25 protein-coding genes, 1 tRNA gene, 3 pseudogenes and 1 riboswitch are annotated in these 20,771 nt (G+C 39.9%); of the genes and pseudogenes, 12 read left to right on the forward strand and 17 right to left on the reverse strand.

What is annotated here, in order from left to right:
• Positions 1 to 31 precede the first annotated feature (31 nt).
• On the forward strand, positions 32 to 478 hold the full coding sequence (locus tag GPS65_RS17305) for a MarR family winged helix-turn-helix transcriptional regulator (RefSeq protein ID WP_119124708.1): 447 nt from the start codon (positions 32 to 34) through the stop codon (positions 476 to 478).
• A 32-nt stretch (positions 479 to 510) separates the two neighbouring features.
• A complete protein-coding gene (locus GPS65_RS17310; protein ID WP_119124707.1) occupies positions 511 to 1,455 on the forward strand; it encodes an acetyl-CoA carboxylase carboxyltransferase subunit alpha in 945 nt (314 codons plus the stop codon).
• A gap of 497 nt (positions 1,456 to 1,952) precedes the next feature.
• Here the strand turns inward: GPS65_RS17310 and GPS65_RS17320 are convergent.
• The 7 genes and pseudogenes from GPS65_RS17320 to GPS65_RS17350 all read right to left on the reverse strand — a co-directional run.
• A pseudogene (locus GPS65_RS17320) lies at positions 1,953 to 2,086 on the reverse strand (peptidoglycan-binding domain-containing protein); the annotation flags it as partial.
• A 369-nt stretch (positions 2,087 to 2,455) separates the two neighbouring features.
• Complete coding sequence (locus GPS65_RS17325; RefSeq protein ID WP_238389112.1) at positions 2,456 to 3,550, reverse strand: collagen-like triple helix repeat-containing protein; 1,095 nt, start codon at positions 3,548 to 3,550, stop codon at positions 2,456 to 2,458.
• A 606-nt stretch (positions 3,551 to 4,156) separates the two neighbouring features.
• Positions 4,157 to 4,381: a hypothetical protein gene (locus tag GPS65_RS17330; RefSeq protein WP_017359644.1), complete on the reverse strand. Its 225-nt coding sequence runs from the start codon at positions 4,379 to 4,381 to the stop codon at positions 4,157 to 4,159.
• Positions 4,382 to 4,574: 193 nt separating this feature from the next.
• Complete coding sequence (locus tag GPS65_RS17335; RefSeq protein ID WP_161985464.1) at positions 4,575 to 4,739, reverse strand: hypothetical protein; 165 nt, start codon at positions 4,737 to 4,739, stop codon at positions 4,575 to 4,577.
• Between the two features lie 713 nt (positions 4,740 to 5,452).
• Positions 5,453 to 5,525 (reverse strand) — tRNA-Val (locus tag GPS65_RS17340).
• Positions 5,526 to 5,653: 128 nt separating this feature from the next.
• On the reverse strand, positions 5,654 to 6,832 hold the full coding sequence (gene metC / locus GPS65_RS17345; protein WP_119124706.1) for a cystathionine beta-lyase: 1,179 nt from the start codon (positions 6,830 to 6,832) through the stop codon (positions 5,654 to 5,656).
• Positions 6,829 to 7,947, reverse strand: coding sequence for a methionine biosynthesis PLP-dependent protein (locus GPS65_RS17350; RefSeq protein ID WP_119124705.1), 1,119 nt, complete (start codon positions 7,945 to 7,947; stop codon positions 6,829 to 6,831). Before GPS65_RS17350 ends, metC begins: the two co-directional genes overlap by 4 nt.
• Before the next feature lie 79 nt (positions 7,948 to 8,026).
• A riboswitch (SAM riboswitch) is annotated at positions 8,027 to 8,148 on the reverse strand.
• A 221-nt stretch (positions 8,149 to 8,369) separates the two neighbouring features.
• Here GPS65_RS17350 and GPS65_RS17355 point away from each other — a divergent pair.
• Genes GPS65_RS17355 through GPS65_RS17365 form a run of 3 tightly spaced genes read left to right on the forward strand, consistent with a single transcriptional unit; the run spans position 8,370 to position 10,119 of the window.
• Positions 8,370 to 9,110, forward strand: a complete 741-nt coding sequence (locus GPS65_RS17355; RefSeq protein ID WP_044140431.1) for an alpha/beta hydrolase — start codon at positions 8,370 to 8,372, stop codon at positions 9,108 to 9,110.
• A 52-nt stretch (positions 9,111 to 9,162) separates the two neighbouring features.
• A complete protein-coding gene (locus GPS65_RS17360; RefSeq protein ID WP_119124704.1) occupies positions 9,163 to 9,678 on the forward strand; it encodes a YjcG family protein in 516 nt (171 codons plus the stop codon).
• 6 nt (positions 9,679 to 9,684) lie between these two features.
• Positions 9,685 to 10,119, forward strand: a complete 435-nt coding sequence (locus tag GPS65_RS17365; protein WP_012009607.1) for a GNAT family N-acetyltransferase — start codon at positions 9,685 to 9,687, stop codon at positions 10,117 to 10,119.
• Positions 10,120 to 10,199: 80 nt separating this feature from the next.
• Here GPS65_RS17365 and GPS65_RS17370 read toward each other — a convergent pair whose 3' ends face one another.
• Positions 10,200 to 10,457, reverse strand: a complete 258-nt coding sequence (locus tag GPS65_RS17370; RefSeq protein WP_041815422.1) for a hypothetical protein — start codon at positions 10,455 to 10,457, stop codon at positions 10,200 to 10,202.
• Between the two features lie 126 nt (positions 10,458 to 10,583).
• On the opposite strand from GPS65_RS17370, the gene GPS65_RS17375 reads away from it, so the two are divergent.
• Complete coding sequence (locus tag GPS65_RS17375; protein ID WP_161985465.1) at positions 10,584 to 12,896, forward strand: ATP-dependent helicase; 2,313 nt, start codon at positions 10,584 to 10,586, stop codon at positions 12,894 to 12,896.
• Positions 12,897 to 12,912: 16 nt separating this feature from the next.
• Here the strand turns inward: GPS65_RS17375 and spoVIF are convergent, their stop codons facing one another.
• From spoVIF to GPS65_RS17395, 5 genes are all read right to left on the reverse strand, one after another.
• Entirely contained in the window at positions 12,913 to 13,170 is a 258-nt protein-coding gene (gene spoVIF, locus GPS65_RS17380; protein WP_003212292.1) for a sporulation-specific transcription regulator SpoVIF, read from the reverse strand.
• A gap of 138 nt (positions 13,171 to 13,308) precedes the next feature.
• Positions 13,309 to 13,446 carry a YjcZ family sporulation protein gene (locus tag GPS65_RS17385; protein WP_003212017.1) on the reverse strand — a complete coding sequence of 46 codons (138 nt, stop codon included), beginning with the start codon at positions 13,444 to 13,446 and terminating at the stop codon, positions 13,309 to 13,311.
• Between the two features lie 84 nt (positions 13,447 to 13,530).
• The gene (locus GPS65_RS17390) at positions 13,531 to 13,752 is read right to left on the reverse strand and encodes a hypothetical protein (RefSeq protein ID WP_041815420.1); all 222 of its coding nucleotides are present in this window, start codon (positions 13,750 to 13,752) and stop codon (positions 13,531 to 13,533) included.
• A gap of 86 nt (positions 13,753 to 13,838) precedes the next feature.
• Positions 13,839 to 13,967 carry a hypothetical protein gene (locus GPS65_RS19675; protein ID WP_260849903.1) on the reverse strand — a complete coding sequence of 43 codons (129 nt, stop codon included), beginning with the start codon at positions 13,965 to 13,967 and terminating at the stop codon, positions 13,839 to 13,841.
• 71 nt (positions 13,968 to 14,038) lie between these two features.
• Positions 14,039 to 14,389 carry a DUF1360 domain-containing protein gene (locus GPS65_RS17395; RefSeq protein WP_041816213.1) on the reverse strand — a complete coding sequence of 117 codons (351 nt, stop codon included), beginning with the start codon at positions 14,387 to 14,389 and terminating at the stop codon, positions 14,039 to 14,041.
• 177 nt (positions 14,390 to 14,566) lie between these two features.
• On the opposite strand from GPS65_RS17395, the gene GPS65_RS17400 reads away from it, so the two are divergent.
• The 6 genes and pseudogenes from GPS65_RS17400 to GPS65_RS19500 form a co-directional block, all read left to right on the forward strand.
• The gene (locus GPS65_RS17400) at positions 14,567 to 14,953 is read left to right on the forward strand and encodes a spore coat protein (RefSeq protein WP_041815417.1); all 387 of its coding nucleotides are present in this window, start codon (positions 14,567 to 14,569) and stop codon (positions 14,951 to 14,953) included.
• Between the two features lie 44 nt (positions 14,954 to 14,997).
• On the forward strand, positions 14,998 to 15,333 hold the full coding sequence (locus GPS65_RS17405; protein WP_041815414.1) for a hypothetical protein: 336 nt from the start codon (positions 14,998 to 15,000) through the stop codon (positions 15,331 to 15,333).
• Between the two features lie 88 nt (positions 15,334 to 15,421).
• Entirely contained in the window at positions 15,422 to 15,901 is a 480-nt protein-coding gene (locus GPS65_RS17410) for a spore coat protein (RefSeq protein ID WP_012009598.1), read from the forward strand.
• Positions 15,902 to 16,047: 146 nt separating this feature from the next.
• Entirely contained in the window at positions 16,048 to 16,539 is a 492-nt protein-coding gene (locus GPS65_RS17415) for a CotY/CotZ family spore coat protein (RefSeq protein WP_012009597.1), read from the forward strand.
• Between the two features lie 205 nt (positions 16,540 to 16,744).
• Positions 16,745 to 17,188: a CotY/CotZ family spore coat protein gene (locus GPS65_RS17420; RefSeq protein WP_012009595.1), complete on the forward strand. Its 444-nt coding sequence runs from the start codon at positions 16,745 to 16,747 to the stop codon at positions 17,186 to 17,188.
• Positions 17,189 to 17,315: 127 nt separating this feature from the next.
• Positions 17,316 to 17,477 (forward strand): annotated as a pseudogene (locus tag GPS65_RS19500) (transposase); the annotation flags it as partial.
• Between the two features lie 2 nt (positions 17,478 to 17,479).
• Here GPS65_RS19500 and GPS65_RS17425 read toward each other — a convergent pair.
• The 4 genes and pseudogenes from GPS65_RS17425 to GPS65_RS17440 form a co-directional block, all read right to left on the reverse strand.
• A pseudogene (locus GPS65_RS17425) lies at positions 17,480 to 17,770 on the reverse strand (transposase); the annotation flags it as partial.
• A 138-nt stretch (positions 17,771 to 17,908) separates the two neighbouring features.
• Positions 17,909 to 19,186, reverse strand: a complete 1,278-nt coding sequence (locus GPS65_RS17430; protein ID WP_041815467.1) for an MFS transporter — start codon at positions 19,184 to 19,186, stop codon at positions 17,909 to 17,911.
• Positions 19,187 to 19,259: 73 nt separating this feature from the next.
• Positions 19,260 to 19,757, reverse strand: coding sequence for a L,D-transpeptidase family protein (locus GPS65_RS17435; RefSeq protein ID WP_012009778.1), 498 nt, complete (start codon positions 19,755 to 19,757; stop codon positions 19,260 to 19,262).
• A gap of 156 nt (positions 19,758 to 19,913) precedes the next feature.
• Entirely contained in the window at positions 19,914 to 20,771 is an 858-nt protein-coding gene (locus GPS65_RS17440; RefSeq protein WP_012009779.1) for a metallophosphoesterase, read from the reverse strand.

Raw genomic sequence — 20,771 nt, forward strand, 5'->3', positions numbered from 1 at the left:
ATGGTACATGAATTGTAGGAGGGTAACCTTTTTGAAAAGAGAAGATGCCTTAAAACTAAGATCAGATATTAAGAAAATGATTATAACAACTGGAGTTTTTGAATCTCAAAATTTGCCCAATGGACCATTTGAAAAACCTCTACCAACTTCTCAAATGATGGCGTTAGAGGAACTAGAGGTGGAAAAATTAACTGTTTGGCAACTTTCCAATAAACTTAGATTAGAGACTTCAACTGTGAGTAGATTGGTAGATAAGTTAGTAAAAAAGGGGCTTGTTTATCGTGAAGTAAATGAAAAAAATAGAAGAGAACTTTTTCTGCACCTCACAGAAAAAGGTCACACAACTGTTCATAGCTTAAGAGAGCAATCCATTACATTTTATCAAAATCTTCTCAATAACTTATCAGAATCAGAACAAAAAATAGTTGTGGCTGGTTTTAAATTATTTATTGATTCTATTTCTAAGCCTTTTGATTAGAGTGAGGTAAATCATAACATTTGGAGGGTATAATGAGTTTGGATTTTGAACGTCCTATTATTGAATTAAAAGAGAAGTTTGATGAATTAAAGAAAATAATGAAAGAACATGATGTAGATTTATCGTCAGAAATTCATGTATTAGAAAAACGTTTAAATAAAATGCAAGATGAAATTTATTCTAATATTACACCTTTTCAACGAGTTCAAATTGCAAGGCTACGTAACCGGCCTACGACATTGGACTATATACCTTTATTGTTTACAAACTTTCTAGAACTTCATGGTGACCGATTATATGGTGATGATCAAGCAATGATAGGTGGTATTGCAAAATTTAAAGGGATGCCCGTTACGATTATTGGTCATCAAAGAGGTAGAAATACAAAGGAAAATATAGAAAGAAATTTTGGAATGGCACATCCAGAAGGTTATAGAAAAGCGCTAAGACTTATGAAACAAGCTGATAAATTTAATCGCCCTATTATTACATTTATTGATACAATAGGCGCCTATCCAGGGAAAGGGTCTGAAGAACGTGGAATTTCTGAAGCGATAGCTCGGAATCTGTTTGAAATGACTACACTTAAAGTGCCAATTGTTTGTATTGTAATTGGAGAGGCATCAAGTGGTGGAGCTCTTGGCATTAGTGTCGGTAACCATATCCATATGTTAGATTATTCATGGTACTCGGTCATTTCGCCAGAAGGAGCAGCATCTATCCTATGGAAGGACGCTAAGTATGCTCCAGAAGCTGCTGAACATATGAAAATTTCAGCAATAGATTTAAAACATTTAGGAGTTATTGATGAAATCATTCCTGAAATTAGAGGTGGAGCACAAAATGATATAAAATCACAGGCAAAATTGATTGAATCTACAATCGAATCATCTCTAAAAAAATTGATACCATTATCCTCGGAAGAGCTTATACAACAGAGAAATGAAAAGTATAGACAAATAGAGAATTATAAATGAAGATATTTAAAGTCCGTATTGCATTTCGGAGGATTCTTACAAAAAAATTCTTAATATTTTGTAAGTAACCTCTTAAACTGGATATGCTGATACTATTAAAAAATGTGAGATCGGTATAGAAAAAGAAAATTTGTTCAAATCGAAGCATTATCACCAAGATATTATTTTGTTAACTGTACATTGGTACAGTACAACTTAATTTAGTAGAAATGTTGAGAAAACAGGACTATACTACCATTATGCTAGAAATAGATATGTAAATGTGTACAATGAGAATTAAGAAAGATGGTTTTGTCAATGATTGTCAATGAAGATTTAATGCGGACTATTTCACCTCTTATCGGTTTGGTATCTCTTGGTGTCACAATTCTTACTTGGAAGCCTTTGTTTTTTTGGGATCAAACATAGTGAAGATGGTTTTAAAAAAACGTCTCCTGAAAAATAAACACCGAAATAAAGCCCCTGCCCATAAAGAACAGAGGCTTTACTTATGGTTTTTAAAGAACTGTTTTTGTCTTCGGCTCGTAAATACCGTCAGCAGCAAGATCGTACATCAATTGGAATCGTTTGACCGCATCCGCTGTTTTTGTCCGTAATAGCCATCTTTCCCATTATTTTCGGCTCCTTTTTCAAGGAGAAGTTATCAAAATACTCTACAATATGAACAGATTTAGAAAAAATCCTACAATACATGACCTTCAAATAAAAATAGGTAAAGTTGAATCATCTATAAGAAAAGCCGTTAAAAATCTGAAAAGAGCTTACTTGGGATTGAATCATTAGATAGAGAAACAGGGAAAAGAAAAAGGATCGTACAAAGAGGGTTTGCTTCAAAAAACGAATCAATGAAAGCAGCAGAAGCAAAGGTAAAAGAATTGTAGATTCACGGATCAAAGGATGAAAAATATGGAGTTTTTCGAAACAGATATTAGTTTTATTTTTTTGAATTCTAAATGATTCAACTCTTATAATTATTTTACATTTAATTTCCAATATTGTTTTAAACTGATGGACCATCTGCAAATCTAGCTATTAGAAAATCAGCAGCAGAACCTGATGTAGTACCAAAGACTGTTATTACATCCCTAGGGCCACCTGAGCTATTTCGTAATGAGACAGTAACTGGTGTTCCTTGCACTACTTGAATAAGTGCCCCACCTCCCATGTTCCCTCCACTAGTTGCTGAATTCCCTATAGAAGAAACTGTTCTACCATTCTGAACCAGATGAAAAACACTGGTACCACTATTTTCAGCTGTATTCACGTTAAAATTTACAAGATAAAGACCAGGTTCATTGAGAGTAAATGTATCTGTTCCATTAAACGTAATTGCAGTTCCTACTACATCAGATGAAACTGCGGTAAAAGTAACTAAAGCTTCGTTTGCAACAGTTTGATTTTCATTCTTTCTTGCTTCATAATAACTAGATAAAAAAGGGCCTGTTGCTCCTGTCCCAGTTGCTCCCGTGGCACCTGTTCCGCCTGTGACTCCGGTTACTCCCGTTCCACCTGTGGCTCCTGTTCCGCCTGTGACTCCCGTAGCTCCTGTCCCACCTGTGACTCCGGTTACTCCCGTTTCTCCGGTTGCTCCCGTGACTCCTGTCCCACCTGTGACTCCGGTTACTCCCGTTTCTCCGGTTGCACCCGTGGCTCCTGTTCCGCCTGTGACTCCCGTAGCTCCAGTTCCACCTGTGGCTCCCGTGGTTCCTGTTCCGCCTGTGATTCCGGTAACTCCAGTTCCACCTGTGGCTCCCGTAGCTCCTGTCCCACCTGTGACTCCGGTTACTCCCGTTTCTCCGGTTGCACCCGTGGCTCCTGTTGCGCCTGTGACTCCGGTTACTCCCGTTCCACCTGTGATTCCCGTGGCTCCTGTCCCACCTGTGGCTCCCGTAGCTCCTGTTCCACCTGTCACTCCCGTGGCTCCTGTCCCACCTGTGACTCCCGTGGCTCCTGCTGAACCCGCTGGACCTGCTAAACCCGTCGGACCTGCTGGACCTGCTGGACCTGCCGAACCCGCCGGACCTGCTGGACCTGTTGAACCTGCCGGACCTGCTGGACCTGCTGGACCTCTCCTTCCTGGTCGTCCTTGAATCACACAAACACAAGGATCCTTTCCACAACATCGATTTCCCCTTACTTTCTTGCAGCTATCACACTCCCAGCCATTATTTCCGCAATGAGATGTACATGATTTTCCACAATGTTTACATCCTTTCATAAATAAAATCACCTCAATATAATTCTATGTAACTAAGTAGATAATGTGATTTTAGTCCTATTACTCTATCAAAAATGATTAAAGAGACTAAAATTAGCAGACGATTTATAAAAACATTTTTATCATTGATAACTTATTTTCCTATATAATTTTAAAAAAGCATTTGTAAAAAATAAAAATAAATCATTCCCTTCCACAAGAAAAAAGATAAAAACAAAAAAACTCCCCTAGGAGGAGTTTCTTTCTAGATGGGATAAAACTATGAGAGATGAAAGACATGTGGTCTGTATACTATATGAAAGTGGTGACTATTTACAAATTTAAGTTATAACCAATAGGATTTGGGCAAAGTATGACTAGGAAACCCCAACTCATGCTAGTGGATAGAAAAAGTGACACCTCTGTGACTCAAATCCTCACCAATTCATAAGGTAACATCTCCTCTAAAAAAATAGACAGGGTTGCATCTCCCTGTCTACAAATTTAAGCTTTATCACCATTAATATATTTCACTAACATTGCTGCTGCGTACATAAAAAAAGCAGCGATTAAACCATTCACCATACTCCCAAACACGACAATCAGAATCTGTCCTGCGTAATCTGTCCATGTCTTATCTGGAAATACAGCAATGTTCCATATACTCACCAGCATATAGAATCCAGTCACAACGATAAACGTCCAAACAACTAACTTTGATTTGAGCATTTAACGACTATTCCTCCAATATCCATTTTATTCTATGATAACATGGATTAATAATAAATCCTCAATCAATTCACCTTGATCCATACTCTTGATTTAGTCTTACTCACGTTCTAATCTCTTCTTATCTTGTTATCCTTTCAAAACGTATATGAGCAATACACTGAATTGGTTTCTTCATAAGTTGAGAAGTTTTTCACTTCCAAAAAACCTTCAAAGCCCAACAAGCTTTAACTATATTTTTACTCTTAAACAACATCTCTCTTTGAATTTCATTATCTTCCATGCTTGAAATATCATCCATAAACATTGCGTGTAATTCAAATCTATTATTCTCATATTCAAATCTAAGAACCTTCACTTGTAATCCCCCTAATTTTGCTCCATTAAATATAAAGAAAATTCAAATTAATTAAAAAGAATACCGCATTTTAGAACGACAATATTATTTATAATTTTACGATTTATGTAAATATATCTCTATAATACAATAGGTTTTAGAAAGGAGAATTTTTATGAAAAATAACTTATCCTTACTAGGTGCAATCGCCATTTTAATTATCACCATTGTGAACTTTGCTTCAAAAGATGAAATAATCACAGAGATAGTTGGAGGTATATTGTTTATATTCATGCTTGTTCTAAACATCGTATCTAGAAAACGAACAAACAATGACTCTACTTAAGGTAATGGATTTGAAGTGAAAACTTTTAGTTAGTAGTTTAAGTGAGACCACTTACTTCAATGTAGGTGGTTTTTTATTTCAATCATTTAAATACAACTTTTTTTCTCTTATTCCTAGTCAAATATTCGCTTAATGGTTTTCATACTCTCACCTACTTTGTTCCACATTCTTCTTTTATACAGATGCAAAAGTATGAACCAATTTTTTAACTCAGACTGTTCATGATAACAGCTAAACTTCGCTTTTTGTGACCTATCATTTTTTCAAATCAAAGAACTTAAAAAATTAACAACGCTGTTTTGGTTTATTATCACTTTTTCTTTATAGGCATAGAAAAAACCCATCCTTAAACAATTAAAGGATGGGTTTACATCAACGACTTTTCATATGATTCCGACTGGGCTCGAACCAGCGACCTCTACCCTGTCAAGGTAGCGCTCTCCCAGCTGAGCTACGGAATCGGGTTATGTATCAGTTCTGGGGTTTCTGTTACTGACAGTCTCTATTATATAACCTTCATGATCCATCGTCAATGGTTTTGTTGAAAAAAGGTCAAAAAGCCGGCGGCTGTGCCGGCTTTTTCTCCCCTTCATGATTGGTTGACAAGAACGGGCTTTAGTTGATCTAGTGCTTGTTTGAAATCGCGTTTGAGGTCTTCTCCGTTTTCAACTCCGACACTTAAACGAAGCAACCCATCTGTAATTCCTCTTTTTTCTCTTTCTTCTTTTGGCATAGCCGCATGTGACATTTTGGCTGGGTATGACAGAATGGATTCGACGGCGCCAAGGCTGACGGCGAATACAGGTAATGTGACAGCGTCCACTAATTCTTTGACTGCTGCTTCGTTTTCTAATTCAAATGAGAGAACGGCTCCAGCTCCGCTTGCTTGCTTACGCTGAATGTCTGCCCCTGGATGGTTATCTAAGCCTGGATAGTATACTTTTTTCACCGCAGGATGTTCTTTGAGAAATGAAGCGAGTTCAAATGCCGTTTGACTGGCTTTTTCTAATCTGACCTGAAGGGTTTTTAACCCTCTTAACACAAGCCAGCAATCCTGCACGCCAAGGACCGCACCGAATGAGTTTTGCAGCGAATAAAGCTCCTCACCCAGTTTCTCGTCTTTTACTACGGCTAAACCTGACAGTACATCACTATGACCGCTCAAAAATTTCGTTGCGCTGTGCAGGACAACGTCAACGCCAAGGTCGAGCGGACGCTGAAGAGCAGGTGTTAAAAATGTATTATCTAAAAATGTCAGACAGTCATGTTCTTTCGCAAGCTGGACGACGCCCTCTATATCCGTAATTCCTAGCGTCGGGTTTGACGGTGTTTCCATGTAAATGACCTTCGTATTCGATTGAATGCCTTTTTTGACTTCATTCAAATCCGTCATGTCCACAAAGGTATGCTCAATGCCGAATCTCGAAAGGACTTGGGTGATCATACGAAATGTACCACCATACACATCTCTTGTGACAAGGACGTGATCTCCTTTTGATAATAGAAGAAAAGCAGTGGAAATGGCTGCCATGCCAGATGCAAAAGCAAGCCCTCTTGTTCCTCCTTCTAGCGCCGCAATCGTATCCTCTAACGCTTGACGTGTAGGAGTCCCCGATCTTGAGTAGTCATATTGACCAAAATCATCAAAGCTGCTTTGATGAAAGGTGGACGCATGCTGAATCGGCACACTGACTGCACCTGTTGAACGGTCTGTTTTGAATGCGTTATGAACGAGTTGGGTTTCGAATGTCCAATCATGTGTGGTCATTTGGCATGTGCCTCCTCTTTTACTTGTGATAATGCCTGCTTTAGGTCTGCCTTCAGGTCATCTACGTGCTCAATACCAACGGAGAAACGGAGCAGTTTGTTACACACACCGTTTGCAATGCGAATTTCCTCAGGAATATCCATGTGCGTTTGTGTCGCAGGATACGTGATAAAACTTTCAATTCCGCCAAGACTTTCAGCAAAACAAATCGTTTTCAGCTGCTTTAAAAATGAATTGACCCAGTCCTCTTCGGCTACACGGAAAGACAGCATTCCTCCCTTGCCTGGGTATAGGACATCTTGAATTTCTGGCTGTTTCTTTAAAAACTCGGCTAGCTCCTGCGCATTTGCCTCGTGCTGGCGCATTCTCAGAGCCAGTGTTTTCATCCCTCTCATTAATAGCCATGAGTCAAATGGTGATAGAACCGCTCCAATCGCGTTTTGATGCTGGAACATGTCTTCAGACAACTGCTCTCCTTTTGTGATGACAAGCCCTGCAAGAACGTCATTATGTCCGCCTAAATATTTGGTTGCGCTATGAATCACAATGTCCGCTCCAAGCGTAATCGGCTTTTGCAAAACGGGAGTGTAAAAGGTGTTATCGACAATGACCAAAGCGCCATGTTCTTTTGCAATCTTCGCTATTTTTTGAATATCCGCTTCTTGCATAAGTGGATTTGTCGGCGTCTCAATAAAGACTGCTTTTGTGTTTGTTGTGATTTTAGAGCGTAAACAGTCTTCATCTGAAAAATCATCGTAAAGAAAACGTAAGCCGTACTTTTTCCATTCGTTTTCAAACAAACGGTATGTACCGCCATATAGGTCTGATGAGACGATGAGTTCATCACCGCTTTCAAATAGCGCCATGATCGTTTGGATCGCAGCCATTCCCGAACTGAAGGCAAATCCGGCCGTCCCTTCTTCGAGTGAAGCAATCGCATCCTCTACAAGCTGCCTTGTTGGGTTTTTCGTTCGAATGTAATCAAATCCGGTTGATTCCCCTATGCCTCTATGTCTGTATGCTGTTGAAAGATAAACGGGGGGACTGACCGTACCAGTCGCCTCTTCGCTACGGTTTCCAATTTGCGCTAATGTCGTTTCCACATGTTCTGTCATTTGACACCATCCTAAGTAAAAATCTGATTTCAAAACAGAAAACCCCTTCTTCATAAGAAGAAGGGGTTTTAATCGCTTCCTCTTATCTTCCAAGCAAAAAAGCTGCTTGCTGGATTTAGCACCTTGGTACATCACATGAAGTGATGCATACCGGTTGCTGAGGTTTCAAAGGGCCAGTCCCTCCACCTCTCACGATAAGAATGTGTTGTCTGTCTGTTCTAATTCTTAATACTGTAACGCATTAAATCTCATTTTTCAAGAGGAATCTGAACAATTAATTGAAATTTTCTGTATTTTATAACAGATTCGGTGTTAACTGAATTGAATGCATGTTAGCATATAGGAACAACGCTATTTTTCATGTTACAATGAATGGAAACGTTTCACTTTGTGATGAAATCGGTTAGCTGGAGGAATGGATTATGGTGAAGAAAACAGGCATTATTCAAGAAGAAACCTTACATTCAAAAGAACTTGGGGCGGATATGACCCTTTTGATCTATTTGCCAGTCAATTACTCCCCCCTTTATACATATCATGTCATCATTGCCCAAGATGGTCATGATTATTTCCGTTTAGGCAAAATAGGCAGACAGGCAGAAGAATTGATGCAAAACAAAGAAATGGAACGCTCCATTATCATTGGCGTCCCTTATGAAAATGTCACAGAAAGAAGGAATACGTATCATCCAGATGGCACAAAATTTGAAGCGTATAAACGCTTTTTAGCAAATGAACTTGTCCCTTATATTGATACGCACTATCCAACCTATCAAATTGGCTCAGGACGCACATTTATTGGTGATTCTCTGGGTGCTACGATTTCTCTTATGACAGCGATTGATTATCCTTCTTTATTTGGCGGACTCATTTTGCAGTCACCTTACGTTGATGATTCAGTCTTAGAAGCTGTTAAACAGTCGACAGCCCTTTCTCATTATGCGATTATCCATCAAATTGGACTGGAAGAAACGGCTGTGAAAACGACAGATGGTCAAGTGCTCGATTTTATTCAGCCGAACGACGATTTAAAGGCACTTCTTGAACAGTCAGGTGCAGATTATTTATTTGAGACATTCGAAGGGGATCATAAATGGACGTTTTGGCAACCGCTCATTGCGCCTTCGTTAAAAAGAATGCTCCCATATTCGTTAATCAACTGAATTTTGTTATAATAAACAATAATAAATACTTTCTTAATCAGGAGGGAACAAGATGAAATACGGAGTTGTTTTATTTCCATCAAAAAAATTGCAAGATATTGCGAACTCTTACCGAAAGCGTTATGATCCGAACTATGCACTCATACCGCCTCATTTAACACTTAGAACACCTTTTGAACTAACGGATCTAGAAGCAGCTGAGGTCGTCTCAACGCTAAGAGAATATGCAAAAAATGCTTCTCCTATTACATTACGTATTAAAAAATTCAGTTCATTCGCTCCTGTAAACAACGTTATTTATATGAAAGTAGAACAGAACGAAGAAATCATGGCGCTCAATGAAAGATTGTATGCAGATCCACTTGAAGGTACACCTGAATATGCCTTTGTTCCTCATGTGACAGTGGCTCAAAAACTCTCAGATGATGAGCATTCAGACGTTCTTGGTACATTAAAGCTGAGAAAGATTGACCATGAAGAAACAGTGGATCGCTTCCACCTTTTATATCAACTAGAGAACGGATCTTGGACCGTCTATGAAACATTTATTTTAGGAGAAGAGGGTTAAGGAGATTTGAAAACAGTCATCGCAACAGCACAAACACAACGAGAAGATGCATATTACGTTCGAAAAGAAGTATTCGTCAAAGAACAAGAAGTCCCATTAGAGATTGAAATAGATGAATTAGAAGACGAGGCCATTCATTTTGTCATTTATAATGATGAAATGAAGCCTCAAGCAGCCGCTAGATTGCGGATCATTGAAGGACCAAAAGCAAAGCTAGAACGAATTTGTGTGTTAAAAGAGGCACGCGCTTTCGGCCTTGGCCACAAACTATTAGAAGCGCTAGAAACAGAAGCCATTGCAAATGGAGCGAAGGAAGCGGTTATGCACGCACAAGTCCAAGCCCTTCCTTTCTACGAAAAGAAAGGTTACAAAGCCATTTCTGAACCGTTTGAAGAAGCAGGAATCACACATGTCAAAATGACAAAAACTCTGTCTGTTTGACCATTAGAAAAAGCCAGCGCATCCATGATGCCCTGGCTTTTTCTTTATCATCGTTCGTCAATGGAAGAAAGCGCAATCATTTATATATAAGTATTAATATGAACGCCTTTGCCTTCCTCCATAAACATATCTCGTACAAAGCGTTCCCGCTTTTTTTGCTGTACTTTCGTTTCTGCTTCTGCCACTAAGTCCTCTTTTTTCTCCAGCTCTCTGTATACCTTGTCATGAAAGGTGCGCGTAACCTTAGTTACTTTCGCGTAGTCTTCTTTATCCTGAGGAGCAGGACGATTGATATATTGAAAATACAGATCCGGCTGAATCGGGGCTATATATCCCATCAAGAACGCCTCCTTTGCTTCTCTTCTACTCTACTATTCCCTAATTATGACTGTTTGAAACACGTCTCATTTGATATGATTAGATGTGTTTCTTTTTAAGATTGATTAACTATTGGAGGACTAGCTTTGAAATGCGCACGACGACATGATCGAACGATCTCATTACATACGTATTCGAGAGAACATTATCAATTCCTCCATGACGAGGGAAAAAAAGGGCATTTATTCTGCCCATATTGCGGCCAACCCATCTTTTTCAGATTAAATATACATGAAAAACCTGCCTTTATTCATAAACATATGTCTCAGCAAGAGATATGTGAACAAGCAGAAGAACAAGAAGTTCAGAAAAAACACGCAGAACAAAAGGAAAGTGCTTCTTATAAAGAACGTGGGGGCTTCCGTTTTCCAACAGGCAAACAAATCATCTCGCAAACGAATGATTCATATGAGTGGCAGGAACCAAGGTCGATTCAATTTAGCGATGCATTACATTTAGAAGAGAATGAACAAGCACATACCATCGATCTCTTTCCACATATCACCTTTAGCACACCGCAGCTTCAAGCTGTCACACATAAAGACGGTCCAATGCTTGTACTGGCTGGCGCTGGTAGCGGGAAAACAAGAGTCCTGACAGCAAGAGCGGCTTATCTCATGTCACATCATCACATTCCTGCTCACCACATCTTACTCGTGACGTTCACCACAAAAGCCAGTAGTGAAATGAAAGAAAGACTGCGCAAGCAATATCAGCTGCACCCATCACAAGCAAGCCAAGTGGTGACAGGCACCTTCCACAGTCTTTTTTATAAAATGCTGCTTCACGATGACGCAAACAAATGGAACGGCCAGCACCTGATCAAGTTTGATTGGCAGAAAGAGCAGTACATTCGGAAAGCCATCATGAATGAAGGACTTGATGAAAAAGACTACCCTACCGATCAAGTCCTGCAATCAATCGGCTATTGGAAAAATGCTTTCTTACCAGGCGACCTTCCTGATTTGAAGGATGAAAAGGAAAAACACATGTGGACGATCTATCAATCTTATGAACAGCAAAAACGAGACAATCAGCAATTTGACTTTGATGACATGGCGATTGCCTGCTTGCACATGCTGACAGAACAGCCTGAACTGCTGAAACGGTATCAAGACCGGTTCCAATATATATTGGTGGATGAATTTCAGGATATAAATCCAGTTCAATATCAATTGATTCAGCTATTAGCTGGAGAATCTGAGCAGCTATTTTGTGTCGGTGATGATGATCAAGCCATTTATGCCTTTAGGGGCAGTAATCCTGCTTTCATTCTTGAATTCAAACGGGACTACCCTTCGGCTCAGATTGTCCATTTACATGCCAATTACCGCTCGCATCATACGATTGTCGCAAGTGCCGATGCCATTATTAAGAAAAATCAGCATCGTTATGAGAAAACATTAAAAGCCGTCCGATCGGAGACGATCCCTCCTACGCTCTTTTATCCATATGACGAGGAAGAGGAAGCGACCATGATCGTGGCAGATATTCAGGAGAAAATTAAAAACGGCGCAAAGCCGAACGATATCTGCGTGCTCTTTCGCACCAATACGGGAGGCCGTGCGATTTATGAGCGTCTGCATCAATCTGCGATTCCATATGAGACGGAGGCTGGTGTCAAAGCCTTCTACAGCAGACGAATTGTTCGAGTTCTTCTCGCCTTTCTCTCTTTAAGTCAGGATGCTGATGATGTGCCCGCTATGAAACAGCTGCTTCCGGTATTCTTTTTAAAGCAGCAGACCTTAAACACAATGAAGGCGTTGACCATTACGGAAGATTGTTCAATGGTCGACGCACTCGGAAAACTAACAGATATTCAGCCGTTTCAACAGAAAAAGTTACAATCCATTGTCCCTCTGTTCCGCACGTTACGAAATTTAAAGCCGTCTGACGCTGTGGCATTTATTGAACAAAAGATGGGGCTAGGTGATTACTTAAAAAAACGAGTGAATGATACGAATGTGCTTGAAAAAGGGACGGATGACGTACGAGATGTGAAAACTGCTGCCAAACGCTTTGAAACGATTGAAGCCTTTCTCGCACATGCCGAACATATGAAGTCTGCCGAAAAGGAAAAAACAGACGAACCAGGTGTTCAGCTCATGACGATCCACCGTGCAAAGGGACTGGAATTCCAAACGGTGTACATCACTTGTGTGGTCGACGGGGCACTTCCACATGATTTCTCACTCGATGAACTCAGAAACGGCGATGAAGAAGCCTTGGAAGAAGAGCGCCGTTTATTATACGTGGCTATGACAAGAGCTGAACAATCTCTTTATCTATCGGTTCCATCGTTTAGACGAGGGAAAACCGCTCATCGCTCGCGTTTTTTATATCCCCTTCTAAAGAAAAATCGAGCATTATTCACAGAAAAACAACAGGCTCCCCTTTAAGCGGAGAGCCTGTTGTTTATTTTTTGTTGTTCATCATTTTAGCGATGGTATTGAAATCAAGCTTTTCTTTTCCACTTGTAATCGATTGAACGATTTTGTCTTCCATTTCTTTCGGTACACGTTTATTTGCAAGCTGTGCTACTTTTTTAATGACGCCTCGAACCGTTGCTTCATCTTTAAAGTTCGCATTTTGCAAAGAACCTGCCAGTTTAAAGACATCGTTCATATTCACACCCGTTTTATTTTCAACGCTTTTAAAGAATTTATTATCCATTCATATGCCTCCTCTTTGTGGAGTAATCACCTTACTATATGAAAATAGGCGAGATATGTGCCTATCCTAAAGCCTTGTTTGCCCAAAGAGAAAGGAAAGCAAAAGGCTCCCCCATTGCTTCCCTCACCTTCTTACTGTTTAGTTAAAGAAAGAAGCACCAACGATGATTAGAAGGATGAAAAGCACAACGACAAGAACAAATGTTGATCCATATCCGCCGCCGTAACCTCCGCCGTAGCCGCCGCAAGAACCGCCACCGTAACCGTAACAACTCATATATAAGCACCTCCTCTTCTCCCTTACAAAATATGAAAAATACAACAAATGGTTTGGACGATCACATAAAAAAGTGCGGAATTTTTATTTCTGCTGTTTAAAGACGTAATCTACCTCTCCATGACGCACCATGAATGCTTCTGTTTCTTTCGCAAAAGCATCCATCTTCACGCTAAATGCTTTTAAATGCTCTTCAAGATCCTGCGCTTTATCCGCTAGATCCATTTCAACCTTTTCGTGCGCTTGCTCTTTCCCATCATGGGGTTTAGTGAACAAGGAACCGATTAATTGTTCGAATGCATCCATTCTGGTCACCCCTTCTCTCTTACATATGCATCACTCAAAAAAAGGGCAACAAAAAAACCGGATAAATCCGGCTTTTGTTTTCTCTTCTATTGAGGTTTCTTTTTCTTTCCACAGCCGCAGCCTGCTTTTTTGATTTTCTTCGTATAAACAGATTGTTGATTTGACTGCGCTGGATAACCTTGAAGCATATGTGACGGCGTTTCAGTTGGTTTCATCGCAACCCTTCCTTTCCTATTCCATGATAGTATATGCATGTTTTGAAAGCGTGTCTGATCAGAATGCCTGTTTATTTCACCAGTTTTGAGACAATTGCTTCAATAATGCCTGCTGCTGCGGCAATGGCTAATAGTAAATTAAGCCACATGCTGATGACAGGAAATAGTATGTATATCAGAAGTAATGCAGCAGTGCACCACATACCAGTACACCAATAACAGCTTAACAGCTCTCCTATCCAAGACCGCAGCCCTTTCCCTTTAATGATGATATATGTCTCTACTTCACCTTGTTCATTGACCTCTTCTTGTTCTTCATGAAATAAACGGCGGAAAGGCGCAGTAATGGTATCAAACACAACGAGCCTCGTCAGTCTAAAGGATGCGAGGGCAAACAAGAGAAATGACAAAGTACCGCTCAGGAGCCTCCACCTCCTTCTTTCTTCTTTTTTGCGTCCTTTCTTTATATATGCAAAAAGAAAGACCGCCATGATGAATCGAGCGGAAATAAAATTGGGTTGTACTTTTTCACACTTTCCGATTCCACCTTGAGCCTCTGCTGCATTAAATAATGTATAGATAAGAAAGGAGTGAAAGTATTGTCTATTGAAGAAAGTGCTGATTTATTATACACACAACTGTTAAACGAATTAATCAGCAATTATGATGATTTCATTGAGATCAAAGATTCCGAAAATGTCACGATTCATAAAACAGATGTAACAGCCGCACTCTCCCTTCAAGCGACCGTAACGACAATCATTACTCTTTTAATCCAACTTCTTGTACCTGACGATGAACTGGCTACAGAAATCACAGATCAGCTTTTAGCCACACAACAAGTGACCGTCCAAAAGAAGACTGTGATCCAAATCATCAATTGCTATAACGTCACGATTACATTATCAGACGCATCTATTATGAACTCTGTCCAAATCCTCACTCAAACATTGAATGTGCTATTAGTTGAAGCCGGCATTCTTTGACCCTTTCTTTTTCTAACATTATGTATGAAAGAGGTGAAATAATCGTGGCTGAAGAGAACGAAAAAAAGGAATTTCAAATCAATACTGAGGTTGATCCATTAACGAGTCTTCTTGTGAGTGATATTTTAAACAAAAACAATATCACAGATGATCAGAAAGCAAACATTTCAGATGATCAAAGAAGAATGATTTTGAAATTAGTTGAGGACTTACAAAAGAAAGCAGATGACTTCGTACAGCAGCAGCAGGAGAAAAAAAGGCAGGCTGAGGCAGCAAAACATGTCGAAGAAGTAGCGCCTGAACCGCAAGTACGTCCAAAACGAAATTCACTTCGAGATCGTATTCAGCAGCGCCGTGATGCGCAGCGAAACAACGATTAAATAAAAATGGGTTGCGTGATAGGGTAAATGCCCGAGACAAAACGACGCATGCCAGCATTTAATAAAGTAAACGGAAGGAGGAATAGAAATGGATTCTAAACCATATTCTTGGGTCGCTCTAGATCGTAACTGTACACACCACGGCGATTACAACTATGAAAGAAAAGCTGTTTGTGACGGCAACTATTATGATGATGAAGACGTCTTGCAAGATTTTGATCAAGTGAGTGTGACAAAGCAGACATCTGAGGAAGTCATTATTGTTAGAGACTCTTGTGACATTAATGTCTCTTCTGTTGATGCACAGGTTGCAGCATCTATCCAAGTAGCAGTTCAAACAGCGATCATTACCATTACAAACATCTCAATCGCAGACGGTGATTTAGCTGACCGCGTTACACAAGATCTCTTACAAGCCGCTACTCACAAACAAACAAACCGCCAGAAACTTGTCATCGAAAACTCTAGAAACGTTACAGTATCAACAATCGATGCGGATATCTCGATCGCGATTCAAACACTTACTCAAACACTTGTTGCGACAATCGTTGCAATCGGTATCCTCTAATGTCCAAAAGCAGAGCGAAAAGCTCTGCTTTTCCTTTTATAAAAATACAACAAATATAAATGGTCATTTACCCACACCAACTAGAGGGCGCATACATATGTTGTTAAGGACTAAAGTCAAATACCTTGTTAAAGGAGCTGAAATCCATGAGCTGCGGAAAACACCATGGCCGACATGATGAAAACTGTGTATGCGATGCGGTTGATAAGATTTTAGCAGAGCAGGAAGCTGTAGAAGATAAATGTCCTACAAGCTGCTACAGTAATTTATTAAGCCCGACAGTTTCTGGAAAAGATACCATTCCGTTTTTACTTTTTGATAAAAAGGGCGGATTGTTTTCTACTTTCGGAAACATTGGAGGATTTGTTGACGATTGCCAATGCTTCGAATCCATTTTCTTCCGGGTTGAAAAATTAAACGACTGCTGTGCTACGTTATCTGTATTAAGACCTGTTGATGTACACGGACATACGCTGAGCGTTTGTCACCCTTGTGACCCTGACTTCTTTGGTTTAGAGAAAACAGACTTTTGTATCGAGGTTGATCTAAACTGCTTCTGCGCAATCCAATGTTTAAACCCAGAACTAGTAGACAGAGTCATGCCAACGAAAGATAAAAAGCATCATCACCACGGCTAAACCGATCGGCCGCTCATCTAACTTGTCATGAGTCAAAGCATCCCCTTCCTTACGAATGACAGTCAATCGTGCGGAGCAGTCAGCATAAGAGCTGCCGCTTCCGCATTGATTGAAAGTAGAAGTATCAACCGGCAAAATAAAAAGCTTGTAGATGATGACAGTGCTCAAACACTCAAACAAATTTCCTAGTATAGGAGGGTTGAATATGAGCCGCAAACATTCATGGAATTGTGTAGCAGAGGCTGTTGAAAATATTAACGACTTGCAAAATGCCGTTGAAGAAGAATGCCCGACCAGCTGTTACAGCAATCTCCTTTCTCCATCTCATTCATTAGGTGACACTGTCCCGTTTGTTCTCTTTACATCTAAATCAAAACCATTCGTCGCATTCGGTAACGTCGGAGAAGTAGATGCAGGTCCTTGCTTCAGCACTACATTTTTCAGAGTCGAACACATCTCTGACCACTGCGCAACACTCAGCTTGCTTATCGCATTTGACAAAGACCGTCATATTTTAGATTTTACAGATAAAGATTCCGTATGTGATGTGTTCCGATTAGAAAAATCGAAGTATTGCATTGAAGTAGATCTAGACTGCTTCTGCGCAATCGAGTGCTTAAATCCACGACTCATCAACCGTAACTGCTAACAAAAAAAGTCCCTCTATGGGACTTTCAGGCTGTCGAGAAAATCTCGGCAGCTTTATTTTTTCCTTAAATTTTCCACCACTCCATTTTATAATAGAGAAAAGCATTCTAAAGGAAGGTGTTTTTCTCATGTTCCACACTAGAAATTCTTCTCAGCACGAAGCCGAATTTGTATTGCTCGATCAACTGGTCGAAGAGGATCACCTGCTTCGTAAAATTGATCAGTACATTGATTTTTCATTTATCGTAGATAAAGTAAAACCCTATTATAGTGAGAATAAAGGTCGTCCTTTGATGTTCAAACCTAAAAACCATCTATACGCCATGTTATAGTAAATTTCTTTTTCGAGTTGTCTTTCAGAACGGATACCGTAAAGGTATCCGATAAACATCATTTTGAACAAAATAAGCGGATCAAGGGAAGGACGACCTTTATTTTCACTATAATAGGGTTTTACTTTATCTACGATAAATGAAAAATCAATATACTGATCAATTTTACGAAGCAGGTGATCCTCTTCGACCAGTTGATCTAGCAATACAAATTCGGCTTCGTGCTGAGAAGAATTTCTAGTGTGGAACATGAGAAAAACACCTTCCTTTAGAATGCTTTTCTCTATTATAAAATGGAGTGGTGGAAAATTTAAGGGAAAAAATAAAGCTGCCGAGATTTTCTCGACAGCCTGAGGACTTTCTATAGAAGAAAGTCCTTTTCGCTTCATTTATTGCGCGCCTTGACCTTTAAGTTCACGCTGCACATCTAAGTCATCAGCTTCTCTGCTGAACTTTGGCAGTGTAAAGAAGTAAAAAAGGAAAACGAGTAAAATAATAACGCCCATTCCGTAATAAATATAAGAAACGTTTGTAATGAGTTTTGGAAAAAGTACCGCAATCAAACCTAATGTCATGGATTGAGCAAACATGGTAAGTGGATCAACCCAACCCGACACACGTCCCATCAAACGAGGGTGGACGATTCTTGGCAGCCAGCCGCCAATGACAATGTTGACTGGGCCAATGCATGTACCAATGACAAATGATGTGACATAAAACAACCATAGTGTGTGGGTGGAACCAAGTACAAAAATCAGAATGCCTGCAACCAAAATTGGAAGCGACATGAGATATTGCATCTTTACTTTTTTAGCAAGAATAGAGCCCATTAAGCTGCCAACAAGTAGACCGGCACCAATTGCAATTGTAAAGAACGATGTATGCAGTTCAAAATGGTCCGGTGAAAGGCCATATTTCATTGTAAACATCGGAAGTACAGCAAATGCGCCATTGACTAGACCAAAAACAAAAAAGCCAAAAATTAAAGAAGCCAACAATTTATTTTTTATAATGTAAAGTATGCCTTCTTTAAAATCTTTTAGAGACGTTTTAATGGTCATGCCTCTCCAGCCTGCTTGTCCATTTGGCTGACGTGCTTCAATTGGAATGTTACATGAACGAATCAGGATGCCTGACACAATAAAACTGATCAAATCAATCGTAATGGCACCGTGGAGTCCAATCGTCTTATACATAATCGCACCGATTCCAACGCCAAATACCATGAATAAACTAAATAGCATTTGATTTAAGCCAGCGGCTTTTGCATATTGATCTTTATTTAAAATCGCCTGAACGAGAGAGGCTTCAGCTGGATAGAAGAACTTCGTAATGGCACTTCGAATAAACAAGATCAAGAAAATAAGTGGAAGTGAATTAAAATAAATAACAATAAATAAAACAATCGTCAGCCCAGCTCGTATCCAATCGCAATTCTCTGCGACTTTTTTACGATCAAAACGATCTGCTACGACACCGACCATAAAAAAGACAAAGATCGTTGGAAGTGAATACATGAGCTCTGCTAATGTGGCATAGGCGGGCTGATGACTAAAATGATCGAGCAAATAAAAGGCGAACGCCATATTGCCGACTGTTGTCCCCATTTGCGAAGCAAGTGCAGCAAAAAAGAGACGAACAAAATTTCTGTTTTTAAAAATATCCATAAATACGCTCCTTAACCTGAAGATCCCACTTTACATCATATAAAATTTTAAGCATTCATACAATTAATTTCTATTACTGGCTAATGGTCACAGGTGTTCCATTTGGAACGATTGAAGCAAGTTCGATGACATTCTGATTATACATACGAATGCATCCTCTAGACACAGCTTTACCAATTGAAGACGGGTTATTCGTACCGTGAATGCCGTAATGAACTTTCGAGAGGCTCAGCCAATAGGCGCCAAAGGGACCTCCTGGGTTTGGCTGTCTGTTCACAATATAATAAGAACCTGTCGGTGTCATATTTAAAATTCTTCCTGTTGCAATCGGATACGACCGAATCAGCTCTGATCCAGAAAACAAGACGAGACGTTTGCTTGAAATTGAAACAGAGATGCGGTAAGGGATCGTATTTGGATCGGGCAGACCAGGAATGATGATGACCTCATTTTGTACCGGCTCTTGGCCTTGCAGTGAAGGGTTTGCAGCCTTTAAAGCATCTGTTGTTGTTCGAAAATCAAGCGCTATAGAAGCAAGCGTTTCTCCGCGTTTTACCGTATATCGCAGCACCAAAGGACACTCCTTTTGCTCAAATAAAAGAAGCCATGATACCCGTCACTTGCTATATATATGGACGGAATCAGGCTAAGGAAGGTTTCTCCTAACATATGTCATGAGAAAGATCTTTGATTATGTATATGCACAAGGAAGCGGTTTGGCTTCTGTCTAAATGCGAGAAGAGAGTGTGAAAAACGTTAATTCAGGTTTGGCTAAAAATCGAAGCGGCAGTCTTGTTGTCCCAAGTCCGCGGTTGACATAGATGCGGTGCTGATAACTTCCGTATAAACCTTCTACATATGTATGGCCGAAAGGTGCTGTGAGAATGGGTCCATAAAAAGGGAGCTGCACCTGACCGCCATGGGTATGTCCAGAAAGCTGCAAGTTAATAGGGATTGTATCCAGCTCCAATGCTGCATCAGGCTCATGTACGAGCAGCAAGGTAAATAAATCAGATGATACTTCTCGCTTTATCAGGTCATAATCCGGCACACTCATCATCAAGTCATCCATTGTCGCAATCTGAATATGTGCCCCTTCTTTTTCTAATGGAAACACATCATTTTTACATATTGTAAAGCCGCAATCTTCCATCGTTTTCTCATAAAGATCAATGCCAAATGGTCCGTAGTCATGATTACCGCATATCGCAAGCTTACCAAACGGGGCGTGGAGCTTAGTCAAATAGGCTTTCGCTTTTTCATGCTCTTCAATCGATGCTTGAAAATCAACGAGATCCCCTGTGAACACAATGAGGTCTGGAGATTCAGCGTTGATTTGCTGCACGACGGATTCTAATTCCTTTGAAGGAAATGTATCACTTAAATGAACATCACTAAATTGAGCAATTTTAAACTGATCAAATGAAGCTGGAAGCTGAGCATCCCGAATGGTCATTGACACAGTATCGATCATGCGTGGTTCGATGTATCTGGCATATCCATATCCACATGTTGTAGCTAAAAAACCGAGAATGCTCGCGCCAGCAGCTCCTTTTAAAAACTGTCTCCGAGAAAGTTGCTTCAT

This window comes from Bacillus pumilus (assembly GCF_009937765.1).
In the GTDB taxonomy this organism is placed as follows: domain Bacteria; phylum Bacillota; class Bacilli; order Bacillales; family Bacillaceae; genus Bacillus; species Bacillus pumilus_O.

Coding starts and splice junctions, on each gene's coding strand:
- GPS65_RS17430 (WP_041815467.1), bottom strand. CDS start 19,186: ATGGATATTTTTAAAAACAGAAATTTTGTTCGTCTCTTTTTTGCTGCA.
- GPS65_RS19675 (WP_260849903.1), bottom strand. CDS start 13,967: ATGAAACCAACTGAAACGCCGTCACATATGCTTCAAGGTTATCCAGCG.
- spoVIF (WP_003212292.1), bottom strand. CDS start 13,170: ATGGATAATAAATTCTTTAAAAGCGTTGAAAATAAAACGGGTGTGAAT.
- GPS65_RS17330 (WP_017359644.1), bottom strand. CDS start 4,381: ATGCTCAAATCAAAGTTAGTTGTTTGGACGTTTATCGTTGTGACTGGA.
- GPS65_RS17355 (WP_044140431.1), top strand. CDS start 8,370: ATGGTGAAGAAAACAGGCATTATTCAAGAAGAAACCTTACATTCAAAA.
- GPS65_RS17420 (WP_012009595.1), top strand. CDS start 16,745: ATGAGCCGCAAACATTCATGGAATTGTGTAGCAGAGGCTGTTGAAAAT.
- GPS65_RS17390 (WP_041815420.1), bottom strand. CDS start 13,752: ATGGATGCATTCGAACAATTAATCGGTTCCTTGTTCACTAAACCCCAT.
- GPS65_RS17360 (WP_119124704.1), top strand. CDS start 9,163: ATGAAATACGGAGTTGTTTTATTTCCATCAAAAAAATTGCAAGATATT.
- GPS65_RS17310 (WP_119124707.1), top strand. CDS start 511: ATGAGTTTGGATTTTGAACGTCCTATTATTGAATTAAAAGAGAAGTTT.
- GPS65_RS17415 (WP_012009597.1), top strand. CDS start 16,048: ATGAGCTGCGGAAAACACCATGGCCGACATGATGAAAACTGTGTATGC.
- GPS65_RS17440 (WP_012009779.1), bottom strand. CDS start 20,771: ATGAAGCAACTTTCTCGGAGACAGTTTTTAAAAGGAGCTGCTGGCGCG.
- GPS65_RS17385 (WP_003212017.1), bottom strand. CDS start 13,446: ATGAGTTGTTACGGTTACGGTGGCGGTTCTTGCGGCGGCTACGGCGGA.
- GPS65_RS17410 (WP_012009598.1), top strand. CDS start 15,422: ATGGATTCTAAACCATATTCTTGGGTCGCTCTAGATCGTAACTGTACA.
- metC (WP_119124706.1), bottom strand. CDS start 6,832: ATGACCACACATGATTGGACATTCGAAACCCAACTCGTTCATAACGCA.
- GPS65_RS17350 (WP_119124705.1), bottom strand. CDS start 7,947: ATGACAGAACATGTGGAAACGACATTAGCGCAAATTGGAAACCGTAGC.
- GPS65_RS17370 (WP_041815422.1), bottom strand. CDS start 10,457: ATGGGATATATAGCCCCGATTCAGCCGGATCTGTATTTTCAATATATC.